18 protein-coding genes are annotated in these 15,535 nt (G+C 68.2%); 8 read left to right on the top strand and 10 right to left on the bottom strand.

The window, feature by feature from the left end; genetic code table 11:
- Positions 1-83 precede the first annotated feature (83 nt).
- Positions 84-764: a DUF6308 family protein gene (locus ACFPJ1_RS01915; protein ID WP_380101013.1), complete on the bottom strand. Its 681-nt coding sequence runs from the start codon at positions 762-764 to the stop codon at positions 84-86.
- Positions 765-1,157: 393 nt separating this feature from the next.
- Here ACFPJ1_RS01915 and ACFPJ1_RS01910 point away from each other — a divergent pair, with 393 nt between their 5' ends.
- Both ACFPJ1_RS01910 and pyrE read left to right on the top strand, forming a co-directional pair.
- Positions 1,158-2,438 carry an exonuclease domain-containing protein gene (locus ACFPJ1_RS01910; protein WP_380101012.1) on the top strand — a complete coding sequence of 427 codons (1,281 nt, stop codon included), beginning with the start codon at positions 1,158-1,160 and terminating at the stop codon, positions 2,436-2,438.
- A gap of 162 nt (positions 2,439-2,600) precedes the next feature.
- Positions 2,601-3,134 (top strand): orotate phosphoribosyltransferase, encoded by a 534-nt coding sequence (gene pyrE, locus ACFPJ1_RS01905; RefSeq protein WP_380101011.1) that lies wholly within the window; start codon positions 2,601-2,603, stop codon positions 3,132-3,134.
- A 1,179-nt stretch (positions 3,135-4,313) separates the two neighbouring features.
- On the opposite strand, the gene ACFPJ1_RS01900 is transcribed toward pyrE, so the two are convergent.
- From ACFPJ1_RS01900 to ACFPJ1_RS01885, 4 genes are all read right to left on the bottom strand, one after another.
- A complete protein-coding gene (locus tag ACFPJ1_RS01900; RefSeq protein ID WP_380101151.1) occupies positions 4,314-4,844 on the bottom strand; it encodes a DUF429 domain-containing protein in 531 nt (176 codons plus the stop codon).
- Positions 4,739-5,152 (bottom strand): hypothetical protein, encoded by a 414-nt coding sequence (locus tag ACFPJ1_RS01895; protein ID WP_380101154.1) that lies wholly within the window; start codon positions 5,150-5,152, stop codon positions 4,739-4,741. The genes ACFPJ1_RS01900 and ACFPJ1_RS01895 overlap by 106 nt, the downstream gene beginning before the upstream one ends.
- The gene (locus ACFPJ1_RS01890) at positions 5,149-5,415 is read right to left on the bottom strand and encodes a hypothetical protein (protein ID WP_380101010.1); all 267 of its coding nucleotides are present in this window, start codon (positions 5,413-5,415) and stop codon (positions 5,149-5,151) included. Before ACFPJ1_RS01890 ends, ACFPJ1_RS01895 begins: the two co-directional genes overlap by 4 nt.
- A 100-nt stretch (positions 5,416-5,515) precedes the next feature.
- On the bottom strand, positions 5,516-6,004 hold the full coding sequence (locus tag ACFPJ1_RS01885) for an FBP domain-containing protein (protein ID WP_380101009.1): 489 nt from the start codon (positions 6,002-6,004) through the stop codon (positions 5,516-5,518).
- A 447-nt stretch (positions 6,005-6,451) separates the two neighbouring features.
- Here ACFPJ1_RS01885 and ACFPJ1_RS01880 point away from each other — a divergent pair, with 447 nt between their 5' ends.
- Both ACFPJ1_RS01880 and ACFPJ1_RS01875 read left to right on the top strand, forming a co-directional pair.
- Positions 6,452-7,003, top strand: a complete 552-nt coding sequence (locus ACFPJ1_RS01880; RefSeq protein WP_380101008.1) for a YceI family protein — start codon at positions 6,452-6,454, stop codon at positions 7,001-7,003.
- A gap of 232 nt (positions 7,004-7,235) precedes the next feature.
- Positions 7,236-7,739 (top strand): hypothetical protein, encoded by a 504-nt coding sequence (locus ACFPJ1_RS01875; protein WP_380101007.1) that lies wholly within the window; start codon positions 7,236-7,238, stop codon positions 7,737-7,739.
- Positions 7,740-7,962: 223 nt separating this feature from the next.
- Here the strand turns inward: ACFPJ1_RS01875 and ACFPJ1_RS01870 are convergent, their stop codons facing one another.
- The gene (locus tag ACFPJ1_RS01870; RefSeq protein ID WP_380101006.1) at positions 7,963-8,532 is read right to left on the bottom strand and encodes a hypothetical protein; all 570 of its coding nucleotides are present in this window, start codon (positions 8,530-8,532) and stop codon (positions 7,963-7,965) included.
- A gap of 235 nt (positions 8,533-8,767) precedes the next feature.
- Between ACFPJ1_RS01870 and ACFPJ1_RS01865 the strand changes: the two genes are divergently transcribed.
- Positions 8,768-8,974 (top strand): response regulator transcription factor, encoded by a 207-nt coding sequence (locus ACFPJ1_RS01865; RefSeq protein ID WP_380101005.1) that lies wholly within the window; start codon positions 8,768-8,770, stop codon positions 8,972-8,974.
- Positions 8,975-9,111: 137 nt separating this feature from the next.
- On the top strand, positions 9,112-9,480 hold the full coding sequence (locus tag ACFPJ1_RS01860) for an MmcQ/YjbR family DNA-binding protein (protein ID WP_380101004.1): 369 nt from the start codon (positions 9,112-9,114) through the stop codon (positions 9,478-9,480).
- A 7-nt stretch (positions 9,481-9,487) separates the two neighbouring features.
- Here the strand turns inward: ACFPJ1_RS01860 and ACFPJ1_RS01855 are convergent, their stop codons facing one another.
- Both ACFPJ1_RS01855 and ACFPJ1_RS01850 read right to left on the bottom strand, forming a co-directional pair.
- Positions 9,488-10,546, bottom strand: a complete 1,059-nt coding sequence (locus ACFPJ1_RS01855; RefSeq protein ID WP_380101003.1) for a hypothetical protein — start codon at positions 10,544-10,546, stop codon at positions 9,488-9,490.
- Positions 10,547-10,616: 70 nt separating this feature from the next.
- Complete coding sequence (locus tag ACFPJ1_RS01850) at positions 10,617-10,976, bottom strand: maleylpyruvate isomerase N-terminal domain-containing protein (protein WP_380101002.1); 360 nt, start codon at positions 10,974-10,976, stop codon at positions 10,617-10,619.
- Between the two features lie 80 nt (positions 10,977-11,056).
- On the opposite strand from ACFPJ1_RS01850, the gene ACFPJ1_RS01845 reads away from it, so the two are divergent.
- A complete protein-coding gene (locus ACFPJ1_RS01845) occupies positions 11,057-12,622 on the top strand; it encodes a fused MFS/spermidine synthase (RefSeq protein WP_380101001.1) in 1,566 nt (521 codons plus the stop codon).
- A gap of 53 nt (positions 12,623-12,675) precedes the next feature.
- Positions 12,676-14,301: a phosphoglucomutase (alpha-D-glucose-1,6-bisphosphate-dependent) gene (pgm, locus tag ACFPJ1_RS01840; protein ID WP_380101000.1), complete on the top strand. Its 1,626-nt coding sequence runs from the start codon at positions 12,676-12,678 to the stop codon at positions 14,299-14,301.
- Here pgm and ACFPJ1_RS01835 read toward each other — a convergent pair.
- Both ACFPJ1_RS01835 and ACFPJ1_RS01830 read right to left on the bottom strand, forming a co-directional pair.
- The gene (locus tag ACFPJ1_RS01835; protein WP_380100999.1) at positions 14,298-14,690 is read right to left on the bottom strand and encodes a DUF3037 domain-containing protein; all 393 of its coding nucleotides are present in this window, start codon (positions 14,688-14,690) and stop codon (positions 14,298-14,300) included. The two genes, pgm and ACFPJ1_RS01835, sit on opposite strands and share 4 nt — an antisense overlap.
- Positions 14,687-15,424, bottom strand: coding sequence for a HipA family kinase (locus ACFPJ1_RS01830; RefSeq protein ID WP_380100998.1), 738 nt, complete (start codon positions 15,422-15,424; stop codon positions 14,687-14,689). The genes ACFPJ1_RS01835 and ACFPJ1_RS01830 overlap by 4 nt, the downstream gene beginning before the upstream one ends.
- Between the last annotated feature and the right edge of the window lie 111 nt (positions 15,425-15,535).

Genomic DNA, 15,535 nt, shown 5'->3' with positions numbered 1-15,535 from the left:
GGGCAGGTTCCTCGCGCTGACGCCCCCCGGCCAGCGAAAGGTCCCCTGCGCCGTACGCCTCCCCCCGGCGTACGGGGCCTTGGTCAGGAAGCCCGGGCTGCGGCCGCGTGTCGGCGGGCGTGCATCCACAGGACCACGTCCAGCGTGCGCAGCGGGGTGATGATCGGTTCGAGGCCGGCTTCCTGGTGCAGCACCTCGAGGTGCTCCCGGAGCTCCTGGGTCAGCGCGGCGTTCAAGGACACCCACCAGTTCGCGCCGTTGCTCAGGCCGACCAGAGTCCTCACCTGGCGGTCGTAGATCGGGATCAGCAGAGGCCGTTTGCGAGCCAGCAGCTTGCTCGCGGTGACTCCGGACGTGCCGTGCTCTCCGCCGTTCCACGCCATCGCCCGGAACCGCTGGAACAGCCGGCCGGCTGCCGACCGCGGACCGAGGTCAGACCTGGAGGCGTCCCAGAGGTCCACATCGGCAGGGATCTCCGTCAGCAGTTCGGAGATCTCGGCAGCGTCCTCACCCAGCAGCCGGCTCGACACCGTGATCGGCAACCGGATCCCCAAGGCTGATATGGCAACGATGTCATCAGCCGTCAGCCTGTTCCGGTCGCGCTCCTGGTCCGCGGGCGTCCCGATCCGCTCGAACCACCGCCCGCTGTACCCCGTACCGGGCGGTCCCTCGTGGTAGTAGCTCGCGAGATCCTCCACTGCCTCGGAGTCCGTGACGAACTCCAGAAGCCTTGGCCTGAGACTTGTGTCGATAGTCAGTTGCATGTCACTCCGTTGTGAGCTGCGCAGACGTTCTCGGCGGGCACCGAGCGAACGCCGTACGCATTCAGTGCGCTGTTGGTCATGGCGAACCAGACGAGCGGTCTGGCCAGGACGAAGCTGCCGATGACTGACTCATCAGTGATTCCCCCTAGGCGCGCGTTGCGGCGCATTCGTGTGATGCGCGGCCGCCGTCCGGCGTTCCCCCCACGCATCTGGCCTATCGATCGTTCCAATGCGTTCGTTACAACGAATTGCGAGTGGCATTTCGTTTCGTGCGGCAACGTGTGCAGATGTGGCTGTCGGCCCCTGTGTTGGCGCCTGTCCGGGGGCCTGTCAGTGGCCCCAGTTCGGGCGGTCGACGCAAAGTGTCGGTGGGGTGTGATTGGGTTGAGGCAGGTGGAATTCGAGCTGGAGGAGGCGCCGGGGATGTATGCCGTCATCGACACCGAGACCACCGGCCTGCTGCCCGGGCACCGGCATCGGGTGATCGAGATCGCCGTCGTGCTGCTCGACGCGCACGGTCAGGTTGAGCGCGAGTGGGTGACGCTGCTGAATCCGCAGCGCGACCTCGGACCTCAACATATCCACGGGATTCTGACCGCGGACGTGCTCGCCGCGCCCGAGTTCGCCGACGTCGCGCGCGAGTTGGGAGAGTTGCTCGCCGGCCGGATGGTTGTCGGGCACAACGTCGAGTTCGACCTCGGCTTCCTCCGCGCGGAGTTCGCCCGCCTCGGCTTCGCGGTACCGCTGATCACCGAGCGGTCGATGTGCACGATGGCGCTCGCGGGCTATCTGTATCCGGGCGCCAAGCGCACCCTCGGCGCGTGTTGCTCCGCGGCCGGCATCTCGATCGAGGGCTGGCATTCGGCACTTGCGGATACTCGCGCGACCGCCCAACTCTTCAGTCATTATCTGCGCGCTTTCCCCTCACCGCCGCCCTGGCAATGGGCGTACGACGAGGTCCGCCGGCTGAGGTGGCCCTCGATACCCGGTGGGGAGTTCACGCCTACCGTGCGGCCGGTGCACGCGGGTGGTCGGCACGGATGGATGAGTCGTCTGGTCGACCAGTTGCCACGCGTCCCGGAGCCCCCGCAGGCCGACTCGTACCTCGCCTTGCTCGACATGATCTTGGCCGATCGCGAAATCAACCAGGAGGGCGCGGATCAGCTCGTGCACGTCGCGACCGATCTGGGGTTGAGCCGTTCGCAGGTTGACGAGTTGCATCGGGTGTACGTGGCGGATCTCGCGGATGCCTTGTGGACCGAGGGTTTCGAGGTCAGCGCCGACGAGCGCAACGACCTGGACCGGGTGGCGGTGATGCTCGGGTATCGCGCTTCCGACGTCGATGATGCTCTGCTCCGAGCCAGCAACGGGCGATACGTCGTACCGGCGCGACCTGGTGCGCGAGCGTTTCCCCGGGGGAGCACGATGGTGTTCACGGGGGACATGGTCGAGCGGCGAGAGGTGTGGTGGGGCCGGGCGGTGGCTGCCGGGTTCCTCCCGCAGGAAGCGGTGCTGCCCGACACGACGTTCCTGGTCGCTGCCGATGTGGACAGCTTGTCGGTGAAGGCGCGGGCGGCTCGCGAGCTCGGCGTACCGATCGTCGCGGTCGAGGATTTCGTCCGGATGCTGCCGCCCCACCTGCTCCCGTCCTCCGACGAACGCAAAGCCGGCTGAGGCGTCGGTCCGCCGGGGAGGTTATCGGCTTGCCGGGAGGTGCCGGGCTGCTGGGGGTCGCTTGCCTGGGAGGTGTCGGGCTGCCGTGAGGAGGTGTCCGCTTGCGGCGGGGATTAGGTGCTAGGTGCAACCGGCTGGTCGGCCGGTGGTTAAGGTGCGGGCGTGGACCTCGACGAGTTGGCGCAGCGGATCTATCAAACCTCGCATCTGACCGGTGAGTTCGTACTCCGCTCGGGCATCACCACGAACGAGTACTTCGACAAGTACCGCTTCGAGTCCGACCCGGTCCTCCTCGACGCGATCGCCGAGGCGATGGCACCCCTGGTCCCGACGGACACGGAGGTCCTGGCCGGCCTGGAGATGGGCGGCATTCCCGTAGTCACGGCCCTCAGCCGCCACACCGGCCTCCCGTGCGCCTTCGTCCGCAAACACCCCAAGCCCTACGGCACCCGCCGCCTGGCCGAAGGAGCCGACGTCACGGGTCGCCGAGTCCTGATCGTCGAAGACGTGGTCACCAAAGGCGGCCAAATCCTCCAGTCAACCAACGACCTCCGCACCCTGGACGCCACCATCCACTCCGCCCTCTGCGTAATAGACCGCCAACAAGGCGGCCCCGAAGCCCTAGCCCCCGCCAACATCACCCTCCTCTCCCTCCTAACCGCCACCAACCTCCGCCCACCCACCCCCCACCCCTAACCGCACCCCCCGCCTCTCCCACCCCCACCCCGACGCCCGACCTCGGCTCTACCTGCTTGCCAAACCACTACCAGCCCACCCCTTCCCAGCGCGGTCCGCTCCCACCGCCTGGCCACCTCTTTCCGGCGCGCCTGCTCCGGCCCGTGCACCTAGCCCCAGCCGCGTCCGCTCCCACCGGCTGCCGACCTCCTTCCAGCGCGCCTCCACCCGCCGCCGTAGCTCGGCCGCCCTCCGCACCCACTCGACCGTGCCCAGGTGCGCCGCGACTCTGTGCACCGTTCATGCACCGACGGAACCCACAACTCGCCCCGTGCACTAAGTCGATGGCAGATGCGGGCGGACCGACACCTTGTGCACGGCCTGAGCGTTCCCCGCCGATTGGAGCACTCAAGCGACGCACAAAGTCGTCGCGGTTTCGCGGCCGCCCTCGGCCCCAGGTCGCCGGCCTGCCCCCGGGTCACCATCCGGTCGTCGCTCGACGGTCGCCATTCGCCGCCACTCGGCGGCTGGCCTCCACCCATCACCTGCCCGCCGCTCGCCCTTGGCTCCGGCGGCCAGGCACGCATCGGGGTCTGCCGCTATGGCTGGCCAGCTCTTCGAGTGCGGCCCGCACCGCCGCCGTACCTCGGCCACCCTCCGCACCCACTCGACCGTGCCCAGGTGCGCCGCGACTCTGTGCACCGTTCGTGCATCGACAGAACCCACGACTACTCGCCCCGTGCACTAAGTCGATGGCAGATGCCGGCGGACCGGCACCTTGTGCACGGCCTGAGCGTTCCCCGCTGATTGGAGCACTCACGCGACGCACAAAGTCGTCACGGTTTCGCGGCCGCCCTCGGCCCCAGGTCGCTGGTCCCTGCCCTCGGGTCATCGCCCGATCGTCGCTTGACGGCTGCCAGGCTCCTCCACTCGGTGGCTGGCTTCGGCTGATCGCCGCTCGCCGTACTCCGATGGCTGGGCGCTGCTGATCGCTTGCTTGTGGCTCGGCTGTGCTGCGGCGGTTGGCCTCGCGCGATCGTCTGCTTGTTGCTCGGCTGTACTCCGGTAACTGGCCTCGGCTGATCGTCTTCTCGCCGCTCGCGGTCCTCCGATGGCTCGACTCTGCTCACCATCTGGGACTGGGGTGCTGGCTGCTTGGGTTCGCTTGCGGAGTCTTGCTGGCGATGGTTTGGGATGTGGTTAGGGGTGGTCTATTTGGTGGGCTTGGGTGGGGGTAACGGGGACGAGGATTTGGCCGGTGGTGGGGGTGCCTAGGAGGCGGGTTTTGGTGGGGTGGGTGGTGGTGTAGAGGGCTATGTAGGCGCAGACGACTGAGTCGACGGCGTCTTCGAGGCGTTTCAGGTGGGACTTGCGGGTGGCGGATTCGGCTGCCGAGCGGATGGCTTGCCATTCAGGGCTGGACTTCAGGAGCAGGGGTGGGGCGGCGTCTGCGAGGGAGTCCAGGAGAGTGATCAGGCGGAGTAGTTCGGACTGGAGGTGGAGGAAGTCCCGGCCTGGTTTGTGTTTGTAGGTGAGGATTTTCGGCAGGTCGAAGAAGGTGACGAGGGCGGGGTGGGGGTAGACCTCGGCTGCTCGTCTCGAGGAGGTCGGGATCACGTCCAGGGCTAGGGCGTCTGCCAGGCGGAGGGCTCGGGAGCCGTTGGTGAAGCTGGGGTTCGCGGTGTTGGCGGCATGGCAGGACGCGCCGTAGCGGCCGAAGTTGCGGCTGATAGGCGTTCGCAGAGGCGGTGACCCGACGGGTTCACCACAATGATCGGCGCGTCGAACGCAACGAAGCACGGGCCGACTGCCCACGGACGCAACCAGCCGAGGATGTCGTCGTCCGTCTGCCGGGTGGTGACGTCCAGCAGTGATCCGGTGTCGTCGAGGACCGCGAGGCCGGTGGTACCTCGCTGTCCCCAGGCGAGGTCCACACCGACGAAGTACTCGGCGCCCGGCGCGACGGACTGCTCAGGTCCGCGCATGCCGGCGAGATCGGTCCGGCGTACCGGGTTGTTCGGAGGGTGGGGGTGGCTCACTCCTCTATGTGGGACTGGCCGTCCTCGCGCTCTATTTCGAAGCGGAGGGTTTTGCCGGATCGGAGTCGCTCGATGGCCGACAGGCAGGCCTCCTCGCTCATGTGTACGCCGATCTCACCCAGTTTGTTGCGCAGCACGAGGGCGGCGTCCTCGGCGGACCGCGCACTCGACTCGTTGATCGCCTCGATGGTGGTGGCGGTGAGTTGCTCGCGGATGTCCGGGTGGACCTTGTGGATCTCGTGGGTGATTCTGAACTCCGACATCGCGACCTCGTTCTCCCTTGGCGGTCTGCCCCTGACCTTCTCAATCAGACTAGTTTCTCCGGACCAGTCGGACAGAGAGATTGTGTCGTCCTGGTCGTGGTTAGGCGAGTACCCGGCTGACGAATGTTTCAAGCCGTTGTCCGAGACGTTCGACCCGGACCTCCGCGGCAACGGTCTCGCCCTGTGGTACCTCGAGGTCGCGAAGGCCGCGCAGGTAGAGCGAACACGCCAGATCCGCGCAGATGTAGGTGCCCACGGTGTTCCCGGCCTTGCCGACCGCGCCTGCTCTGCGTGCGACGAACAACGCCACGTCGGTGACCTGGTGTGCGGAATGGCACAGGTCGCACAGCCCGGTACCGCGCCGGGGCTTGCCCGTCGCCGCGGTGTTCACGGCGATCCCGGTCACGCCGTCGTCCCGGCGTACGACGAGGTAGCCGCGGGCCGGGGCCTTCGGGTCGCGCCAGCCGAGGTAGTCCAGGCTGTCCCAGGGCAGGGAGTCGAAGTCGCGGGGGAGCGTCATCGCCTTCACCAGGCTCCTGGACGAGTTCACGAATGAGCTTCGGATCTCCTCCGCAGTGAGCGGCTGCACGGCTGGTCCTCCGGATCGGTCGACGACTGGCACAGCCGACTTCCTCGGGCTGCTGCCACAGCCAACCCGCTCCGGCCGCTAGCTGGCAACCGAAATACTCGTTGCATTAAGCAAGGAGTTGTGTCGGGCGTCGGAGCGAGACGGAGTCGACAACGCGGTAGTCGTCGGCGGTGGCTGTCGCGGTGGACCTGCTGCGGCTCGGGGCGGCGGTCGCGGGTGGGGTCAGGTGTTTGACGGCCCGGGCTGGGGCGGGCGGCGTTGACGGACGCGAATGTGGTGGACGGCAGGACCGTGAGGCGTAGCGGAGCGGCTCCGGCGCTTGTTGCGGCGGCAGGTGGTTTCTTGGGTCGATCGGCGGACATCCCGTAATCGTCTCTGGACGGAGAGCGCTCGGTCTGACAAGTTAGAAGATGTAAACTTAAACTACCTACTTAGGAGGCGGACTGCATGACCACTGGACATCCCGAACTGACCGGCGACTACACCATCGACGCGGCGCACAGCCGGATGGGCTTCGTCGCCCGGCACGCGATGGTGGCCAAGGTGCGGGGCGGGTTCGACGAGTTCGAAGGCACGCTGCACATCGATGGCGAGAAGCCGGCGAGCTCCAACGGCCGGGTCGCCATCCAGGCCAAGAGCATCGAGACCCGGAACAAGCAACGCGACGACCACCTGCGCAGCAATGACTTCCTCGATATGGACAACCACCCCGAGATCACGTTCGTGTCGACGGCCATCGAGCCGCAGGGCGACGAGAGCTTCAAGGTGACCGGTGACCTCACCATCCGCGGCATCACTAAGCCGGTCGACATCGACTTCGAGTTCACCGGCGCGGCGACCGACCCGTTCGGCAACTCCCGGATCGGTCTGGAAGGAGCGGTCGTGGTGAACCGGAAGGACTTCGGCGTCAGCTGGAACGCGGCCCTCGAGGGTGGCGGTGTGCTGGTGAGCGAGAAGGTCGCACTCGAGATCGAGATCTCGGCGATCAAGAACGCCTGAACCGCTACCCGCGCATGCCCGGCGGTTCGCCGGCTTCGGCAACGTCGCCCACTCATCCGCAGACCGCCTTCATGGAAATCTGGGGCCGTGGGAACTTGTTGGGTGGCGGATGTTTCGCGGGTTCGTCGCAATGGTGTCACGATCAGCGGTGGACTCCTTCCTGGCCTGGTTCGTCACAGTCGGTGCTGACAGACTTTCTGTGAGTGCCGGGCTAGGTCCAGGGGGTCCGCCGATGATCGACACCACGCTGTATCGATGGTTACGGCCCCTGCTGGGGCGCCGGCGACGAGGTCGCCGCACGCCGGAGACGTTCCGTCCGCGCGGAACGAGTTCCCGGGTCAGCCGCCTGGCGACCCGGTACGACGCTGAGGTGGATCTCGCCCTGCGGCGACTCTGGCCGAAGGCCCGGGTGTACCACGATCGCGAGTTCACCCGGGATCGCGCGGACTTCCTGCTGGTGGTTCGCGGTCGCGGGGTGATGATCGAGACGAAGGTGAAGAGCGACCCGGGCTTGTTCCGCGGGTCCACCTTGCCGCCGCTGCTGGACCGGCTCCAACGCGATGGGCGGCGTCTCGTCGTCCTGCTGAATCAGGGCGATCCCACTCCCGCGCGCGAACTGGTGGCAGCCAAGCTCGGCGACAAGGCTCGCGTCATCGTGTGGTCCGGCCCCGCCGACGACCCGATTCTGCTGGAAGCCGTCGAGTCCCTCCTCCACCAATCCAGCCGCCACGCCTGACAGCCCCGGGGGTGCCCGGTGATCCCGCGGCAGGACGCCTAACCATCCGCGACGGGGTCCGGGCTGGTCGGGAGCCGGAGCGTCGTGGCCGGGAGTCTCGGCACCCTTGCCTGGGTGGGGAAACGACAGCGCGGAGAGCCTGGGCTCTCCGCGCTGTGAGTTGGCTCCGGTCCGCGAGGTGTGCCCAGGGGCAGCGAACCGGAGTCGTTCAGGGGGGTGTGGTTCAGCACTTCTCCGGTGTGGTGCGACCGCCGTCGACCACCCAGATGCCTTCGACGAGTTCGACGCGCATCTCGTCGAGCCAGCGGGTTGGGGTCGTCGCCGGCAGGACGCTCCTGCCGCCGGCGTTCACCGTGCGGGCCTGGGTGGTGTCGTAGCAGGCACGGACGATCACGCCGGTGGCGCCGAGGGTTCGCTTGGCCCACAGCACCTTCGTGTCACCGGTGTTGTGCAGCTTCTTGGAGCGGTAGTACCTCGCTTGCTGGCTGATTGACTTGTACAGGGTCGGCGTCATCACCGCGACCAGTTGCTTGGTCGATCGCCCGCCGCTCTGCATCATCACGTCGAACGCGACGCGGTACTTGTAGTACGCGTTGACCACGGGGTCGTCCGAGGGGCCGGCGTTCTCGTCGGCCGCCGCTCCCTTCGCGACCGGGTCGGCCAGGCCGTGCTTGGACGCCTTCTTGGCGCCTGGCGACGACGCGCCCACATCGGCGGACTCGTCATTACCGCAGCCCGCGAGCATCAGGACCGGGATCAGTGTGGCGATCACCGCCAGGTTCCGAATGCGCATGTTGTCGAACCTCCTGTCGGGCGCGGCACTGCCGCTTGCGCCCACCGGCACTGACCGTGTAACGCCTCGACACGGACCGTGGTCACTGTGAGCTAGATCACAGCGGACCTGTACTGGGGTGGGGGATGCGACCTTCGCTCTGTGGCTGGATGCCTGACGGGACGCAGATTTCTAGGCCCGATCTCACTTACTGAGACCAAGGAGCACCCTCGACGGACAACCGGATCTCGAGGTCGTGGGCGAGGCCGCGAACGGCTCCGAGGCGGTGGAGCTCGCCGCCGCGAAGGCGCCCGACGTCATCCGGCTGATGGCGCGGGGTCAGTCCAACCGGCAGATCGCCGCGACCCTGGTGCTCGCGGAGCAGACAGTGAAGACCCATGTGAGCCGGATCCTGACCAAGCTGGGTCTTCGGGACCGAGCCCAGGCTGTTGTCTACGTCTAGGAGTCGGTGTGGTCAGCCCGGGCCCGCGTCGCTGAGCAGACCAGCTCCCGTTTCGACAAGACGAGCGCTCCTTTCCGGTGGGAGGGTGAGACGACTGAGGCGGGCTCGGGCGGAAGCGGAGAGGCAGGGCGGTCGTGGTGGATGGTTTGGACAAGTTGCGGAAGCTCTGCCTCCGGTTGCCGGAGACAACTGAGCGACTGAGTCATGGAGAGCCCACCTGGTTCATCCGCGGGAAGAAGACGTTCGTGATGTTCGCCGACCAGCATCACGACGACCGGACGGGTTTCTGGTGCGCGGCTCCCGAGGGTGTCCAGGAGTTGCTGGTGGCGGACGATCCGGAGCACTTCTTCCGGCCGCCGTACGTCGGTCATCGTGGCTGGCTGGGGGTGTATCTGGATGTCGAGGGAGTCGACTGGGACCAGCTCGAGGAGATCGTCGACGACGCCTACCGCCAGATCGCCCCGACGACGCTGATCGCGCAGCTAGACCAGTCGGGACCGCAGTAGCGCGCACTCAACCACTCGGCGAGACCGAATCGCTGGTGAGAGCGGCGAGATCCTCGGGCCAGTGGTCGGAGAAGTCGTCATCGGCGACATCGCAGTCGTCCCGGCCGTGGCTGGGATCAGCCAGCTCGTCATCCCGGCCGGGGCTGAGATCGGCCAACTCGCGCGCAGGGCCCGACGGATCGCTCAGCCAGGCGGCGCGGGCGTCGTGACGGCAGGGCATGGCTGTTCGGTAGGTGGCGGCAGACAGCAGGAGAACGGTCAACTCGCCAGTGGTCACACCCAACTGGTGGGCGTCGCGGCGGAGAGCGGACACCAGCGCTCCCGGTACGTCTTCGAGGACGACCCGGTGTCCCGGCCGGAGCCCCTCGACGGATTCCACCGGCCAGTCACGAGCCCAGCGCTCGTCGCCCAGTTGCAGTACTTCATCGAGTGGTGGCAAGGGATCGATCAGCAGATCGGGAACCTCGGCGAGGGCGCGGAGCATCACGTGGCCGAGGGTGTGGTGGCTGCGCCAGTTGTTCAGACTGTCGTCGGATTTCAGGTGCCGCCGGAGCACGACGCGAAGACGCTCCAGCTCGGCGCTCTGGCGGGGTGGTTCCTGCGCGACCGGCTCGACCGAGAGCCGGCCGTTCCTGAGACGGAAGGCGAGCAGCGAATCGGTCGGGACGTTGGGGAGCCAATCGGGTGGACCGCACCAGCCACCGAACTCGCCGAGTGAGGACGTCACGGCACCGCCGGCCGCCAGGGCAAGGGAGCCCTCGTGCACGAGCAGGTGGTCGAGCACCGCGAGCTCAGGACCGGTGAACAACACCTGACGGTCCTTGGTGCCGTAGCGGACGCGGTGGGTCAGGGCAGCACCGTCGAGCATCCGCCGGGCGCTGTCGAACCGGCCGTCCGGGAGGTGCACCATGATCGGCGACTGGCGCAGCGCGGTGCGGACCGTGGTCACCGGGTTGGTCGACCTAGTCAGGCCGGCCGCGGTCACCCGCCGGGCCAGTTCGTCGGTGGGTTGGGGGCCGGCCGCGGTGATGAGGTCGGAACAAAAGGCGACGATTCGTTTGCTCATGCCAAGGAAAGTACGAGCCTCCGACCCTCGAAACCGCCTTGTCCACAAGGCAATTCAGTCGTGCTGCGGATCAGGGCGCTGCGGGAGGCGGGATACGGCGGCCGACCAGGAACGCGCGTCGGCAGGCCACTGCCAGGACTCGATCTGGCTGGGACTCAGGCGGCCGAAGATGGCGCGGAAGAGCTCGTAGGCCTCCGCTGGGACCTCGGCGATCGGCTCGCCCGAACCGAGTTGGTAGGTCCTGTCGGGCGTGATGATCGACAGCGTCGTCGCCGGCGACACCTGCCAGGTGCGAGATCAGGTTGTGCACGGTCCAGTCGGGGCACGCGGGCACCCGGGTGTTCAGCTGCTCGGCGGTCAACGCCTTCGCCGTCTCGGTCACCCGCGCCCGCGTCGCGGCGTACAGGTCGGCACTCTCGGTCGCGTCCATGGCGGAACCTCCTCTGGGTCTCATTGAAACCTTGACGAACGGCCAACGCGAGATTCGATAGGCGTCGGTAGGGTGGCGCGGTGAGCGAGACGGCAGAGACGCCCGCCCAGCACCCCGGCGGGAAACAAGCTAGCGACGAGCAGGCAGGCGCCGGACAGGGCGGCAAGACGGTCGGCGACAAGACGGTTGGTGACAAGGTCGCCATCGCCCTCGCGTTCGGCAGTTCGGCCGCGGTGCTGGTGCTCGAGTTGGTCTCCCTGCGGCTGGTCGCGCCGTACCTCGGGCTGACACTCGAGACGAACACCGCGGTGATCGGTGTCGCGCTGGCCGCGATCGCCACCGGCGCCATGATGGGTGGCAAGTTCGCGGACGCTGTGCCGCCGACCAGGACGCTCGGCCCGCTCATCATGTTCGGCGGCGCTCTGGTGCTCCTGATCCTCCCCGTCGTCCGCTGGACCGGCGAGGCGGTCCGCGGCTCAGCCGGAGACGCGGTGTTCCTGGCGGTGGCGATCGCCCTGTTCCTGCCGGCGTCACTCCTCGCCGCGGTGACTCCGATGGTCACCAAGCTCCGGCTGTCCACGCTCACGAAGACCGGGACTGTGGTCGGACGGCTGTCCGCTTACGCGACGGTCGGCGCGATCGTCGGCACCGTGCTCACCGGTTTCGTCTTCGTCGCGAAGGTCCCGACGAGCACGATCGTGCTGTGTCTCGGCGGTGTGCTGGTGGTCGGCGGTGCCGCGCTCACGATCTACTTCCGCGGTCTGAAGGCAGCCGCCCGCCCACTCGTGCTGGCCCTGATCGGCACCGGTCTGACCGCGTTCGCGCCGAGGCCGTGCGAGGTCGAGACGGCGTACCACTGCGCCCGCGTGGTGGCGGACCCGAGCCGTGAAGGCGGCCGGACGCTGTACCTGGACCAACTCCGGCACTCCTACATCGACCTGAACGACCCCAAGCACCTCGAGTTCGCCTACATCAAGGACTTCGGCGCCGCGATCGACGGCACTTGGCCGGGCGCGCAGCCGTTGACCGCGCTGCACGTCGGTGGTGGCGGCCTGACCATGCCGCACTACCTGACGGCGACCCGACCGGGCACCGAGAACAAGGTGTACGAGATCGACGCGGGCGTGATCGAGATCGACAAAGCGGAACTGGGCGCCGAGCCGGGCCCGGGCCTCGACCTGCAGGTGCGCGACGGGCGGCTCGGCGTACGGTCGGAGCCGGCTGACAGCCGGGACCTGGTCGTCATGGACGCGTTCGGGGGAGTGGCGGTGCCGTGGCACCTGACCACCCGCGAGGTGGTCGCCGACGTCCGGCGAGTGCTCAAGCCGGACGGCCTCTACCTGGTCAACGTCATCGACTACCCGCCGCACGCCTTCGCCAAGGCCGAGGCACGGACCCTCGAGGCGGAGTTCCCGCACGTCGCCGTGATCGCCAGGCCGAACGCGTTGAGCGGCGCGGCGGGCGGCAACTTCGTCCTGCTCGCGTCGGACCAGCCGATCGACGCCGCGGCGATCCGGCAGCGCCTGGCCGGCCGGTCCGCTCTGGTCTCCGACGCCCCTGCGGTACGGAGCTTCATCGGTGCAGGACCGGTCCTCACCGACGACTACGCGCCGGTAGATCAGCTGCTCACTCCCTACCCGAGCTGAGACGCGCGACCGCAGGAGTTGTGGAAGCCGCCGAAGGCTTGTTGCATGTCCACATGCACCCACGCGCAGGTCAGCCCGCACAGCCCGAGGATCTCGTCGACATCGACGCGCTGCTCGCGGCCTACGACGGGATCACGCCGGACGTCGAGAACCCCGCCCAGAAGGTCGTCTTCGGTACGTCGGGCCACCGCGGCTCGAGCCTCGACGGCGCCTTCAACGAGGCACACATCCTGGCCATCACCCAGGCGATCTGCGAGTACCGTGCGGGAGAAGGTACTACGGGTCCGCTGCTGGTGGGACGGGACAGCCACGGTCTGTCGGAGCCCGCGTGGCGCACCGTGCTCGAGGTGCTCGCCGGGAACGACGTACAGACCCTGGTGGACAGCGCTGACCGGTTGACCCCGACCCCTGGGGTGTCGCACGCGATCCTGCGGCTCAATCGGGGCGCGGGCGCCGGTGCGGACGGCATCGTCATCACGCCGAGCCACAACCCACCGCGCGACGGCGGCATCAAGTACAACCCGCCGCACGGTGGCCCCGCCGACTCCGACGCGACCGGCTGGATCGCCTCCCGGGCGAACGAGCTGATCGCCGGCGGCAACCGCGAAGTACGGCGGAAGTCGTTCGAGGCGGCCCGGGCGCAAGCGGGGGAGTACGACTTCCTCGGTCACTACGTCGACGACCTGCCCGCCGTGCTCAACCTGGACGCGATCCGCAGTGCGGGCGTCCGGATCGGCGCGGACCCGCTAGGCGGCGCGAGCGTGGACTACTGGGCCGCGATCGCCGAGCGGCACCGCCTCGACCTGACCGTCGTGAACCCGCGGCTCGATCCCACCTGGTCGTTCATGACGCTGGACCACGACGGCAAGATCCGGATGGACTGCTCCTCGCCGTACGCGATGGCCTCGCTGGTCGCGCAGAAGGACCGCTTCGACCTGGCCACGGGCAACGACGCCGACGCGGACCGGCACGGCATCGTCACGCCCGACGCCGGCCTGATGAACCCGAACCACTACCTGGCCGCGGCGATCTCGTACCTGTTCGCCAACCGGCAGTGGGGTCCGCAGGTCGCCGTCGGCAAGACGCTGGTCTCGTCGTCGCTGATCGACCGGGTGGTCGCGGACCTCGGCCGCCGGCTGTGGGAGGTGCCGGTCGGCTTCAAGTGGTTCGTGCCTGGCCTGATCGACGGTTCGGTCGGCTTCGGTGGCGAGGAGTCGGCGGGCGCGAGCTTCCTGCGGTTCGACGGCACGGTCTGGACCACCGATAAGGACGGCATCCTGCTCGCGCTGCTGGCCAGCGAGATCACCGCAGTGATCGGCGAGACCCCGTCTCAGGTGCACGCGAAGCTGGTGGAGAGATTCGGCGCCTCGGCGTACTCGCGGGTGGACGCGCCGGCCAGCCGCGAGGAGAAGGCGAAGCTGGCCGCGCTCTCGGCCGACGCGGTCACCGCGACCGAACTGGCCGGTGAGCCGATCTTGGACCGGATGACCAGTGCTCCGGGCAACGGAGCGCCGATCGGCGGGCTAAAGGTCACCACGGAGTCGGCGTGGTTCGCCGCGAGGCCGTCTGGCACCGAGGACCTCTACAAGATCTACGGCGAGTCCTTCAAGGGCAAGGACCACCTGGACGAGGTCTTCGCCCAGGCCCGCGAGGTGGTGTCAGGAGCGCTGGAGAGCTAGCGGACGAAGGCTTCGACCAGGCGGTCGAGGTCTGCGGTGGGGTCGTTCGTCAGGCCGCTGTGGATCGGGCTGGGATGGACGACCGTACTGCGGGGCGCCGCGAGCCAGCGGAAGCGTTCGCCGATCCGCGTGGCTGCCGCCGGTCCGCCGTCCGGGTCACCCGCGCAGATCGCGCGGATGTGTTCCAGCGACGCGCACACGACGTCCACGTCCACCGCCGGGTCCAGGGCCTTCAGGCGGTTCGGCTCGACGTCCCAGGCGGCGCCGAGGAAGTCCAGCGAGCGGCAGTAGAGCACGGCCCCGACGTTGACGAACTCGCCGCGCTCGATCCGCGGGGCTGCCCGCAGGATCACGTAGTCGAAGGGCACGAGGTTCACGACGCCGTTCACCGGGCACCACCCGGCAGCCAGGCGGTCCGATCGGCGAGCCGGGCGCAGAGGTGGCCGAGGTACCGCTCCCGGTCGCCGTCGGCAATCCACTCGTCGGGCACCAGGGTGAGCACCTCGGTGAGGAGCTCCGGGGTGATCGCCGCCGCCAGTTCAGCGTCGATGCCCGGCACCTGCGGGGCGACGTCGGCGAACACGTGGTCGGCCGCGTCGTACGCGAGGGCGGTGAACTTCTCCGCGGACATCCAGGAATGGTGGAAGTACAACGCGGCTCCGTGGTCGATCAGCCAGAGGGCCTTGTGCCAGACCAGCAGGTTCGTGTTGCGCCAGGACCGGTCCACGTTGGCGACGTACGCGTCCAGCCAGAGGATCTTGGCCCGGGTCGCGTCGTCCGGCTTGCCGCTGGAGCCGTCGTACCCGAACGCGCCGGGCAGGAAGTCGACGGCCAGGTTGAGCCCGGCGCTGCGGATCAGCAGTTCCTGGATCTCGTAGTCCGGCTCCGACTTGCCGATCGCCGGGTCGAGCTCCATCAGCTTCAGCTCGGGCACCCGCAGGCCGAGCCGGCGGAACAGCTCGCCGACGATGATCTCGGCGACCAGCGCCTTCGGGCCCTGGCCGGCGCCGTGGAACTTGAGCACGTACGTGCCAAGATCGTTGCCTTCGACAACGCCAGGCAGCGATCCACCCTCGCGCAGCGGCAGCACGTACCGGGTGGCGGTGACGATCGGCAGACTCACGCCGCAGAGCCTAGGCCATGGCTGACTGCCATCCGCTCGCGACCGCAGGTCAGACGCGCTGTTTCCGCCCCGAGCGGGCCGGGTACCTCGGAGTGCACCGAACCGAGGAGA

Origin of the sequence: Kribbella qitaiheensis, from assembly GCF_042657745.1 — a bacterium.
Classification (GTDB): Bacteria; Actinomycetota; Actinomycetes; order Propionibacteriales; family Kribbellaceae; genus Kribbella; species Kribbella qitaiheensis.
Note: the sequence above shows the minus strand (reverse complement) of the source record. Positions and strands in the feature narration are given on the sequence as shown.

Excerpts from the sequence above, each read along its gene's own strand:
- ACFPJ1_RS01875 (WP_380101007.1), top strand. The coding sequence starts at position 7,236 with ATGATCGACACCACGCTGTATCGATGGTTACGGCCCCTGCTGGGGCGC.
- ACFPJ1_RS01880 (WP_380101008.1), top strand. The coding sequence starts at position 6,452 with ATGACCACTGGACATCCCGAACTGACCGGCGACTACACCATCGACGCG.
- ACFPJ1_RS01870 (WP_380101006.1), bottom strand. The coding sequence starts at position 8,532 with ATGCGCATTCGGAACCTGGCGGTGATCGCCACACTGATCCCGGTCCTG.
- pgm (WP_380101000.1), top strand. The coding sequence starts at position 12,676 with ATGCACCCACGCGCAGGTCAGCCCGCACAGCCCGAGGATCTCGTCGAC.
- ACFPJ1_RS01850 (WP_380101002.1), bottom strand. The coding sequence starts at position 10,976 with ATGGACGCGACCGAGAGTGCCGACCTGTACGCCGCGACGCGGGCGCGG.
- ACFPJ1_RS01890 (WP_380101010.1), bottom strand. The coding sequence starts at position 5,415 with ATGTCGGAGTTCAGAATCACCCACGAGATCCACAAGGTCCACCCGGAC.
- ACFPJ1_RS01855 (WP_380101003.1), bottom strand. The coding sequence starts at position 10,546 with ATGAGCAAACGAATCGTCGCCTTTTGTTCCGACCTCATCACCGCGGCC.
- ACFPJ1_RS01915 (WP_380101013.1), bottom strand. The coding sequence starts at position 764 with ATGCAACTGACTATCGACACAAGTCTCAGGCCAAGGCTTCTGGAGTTC.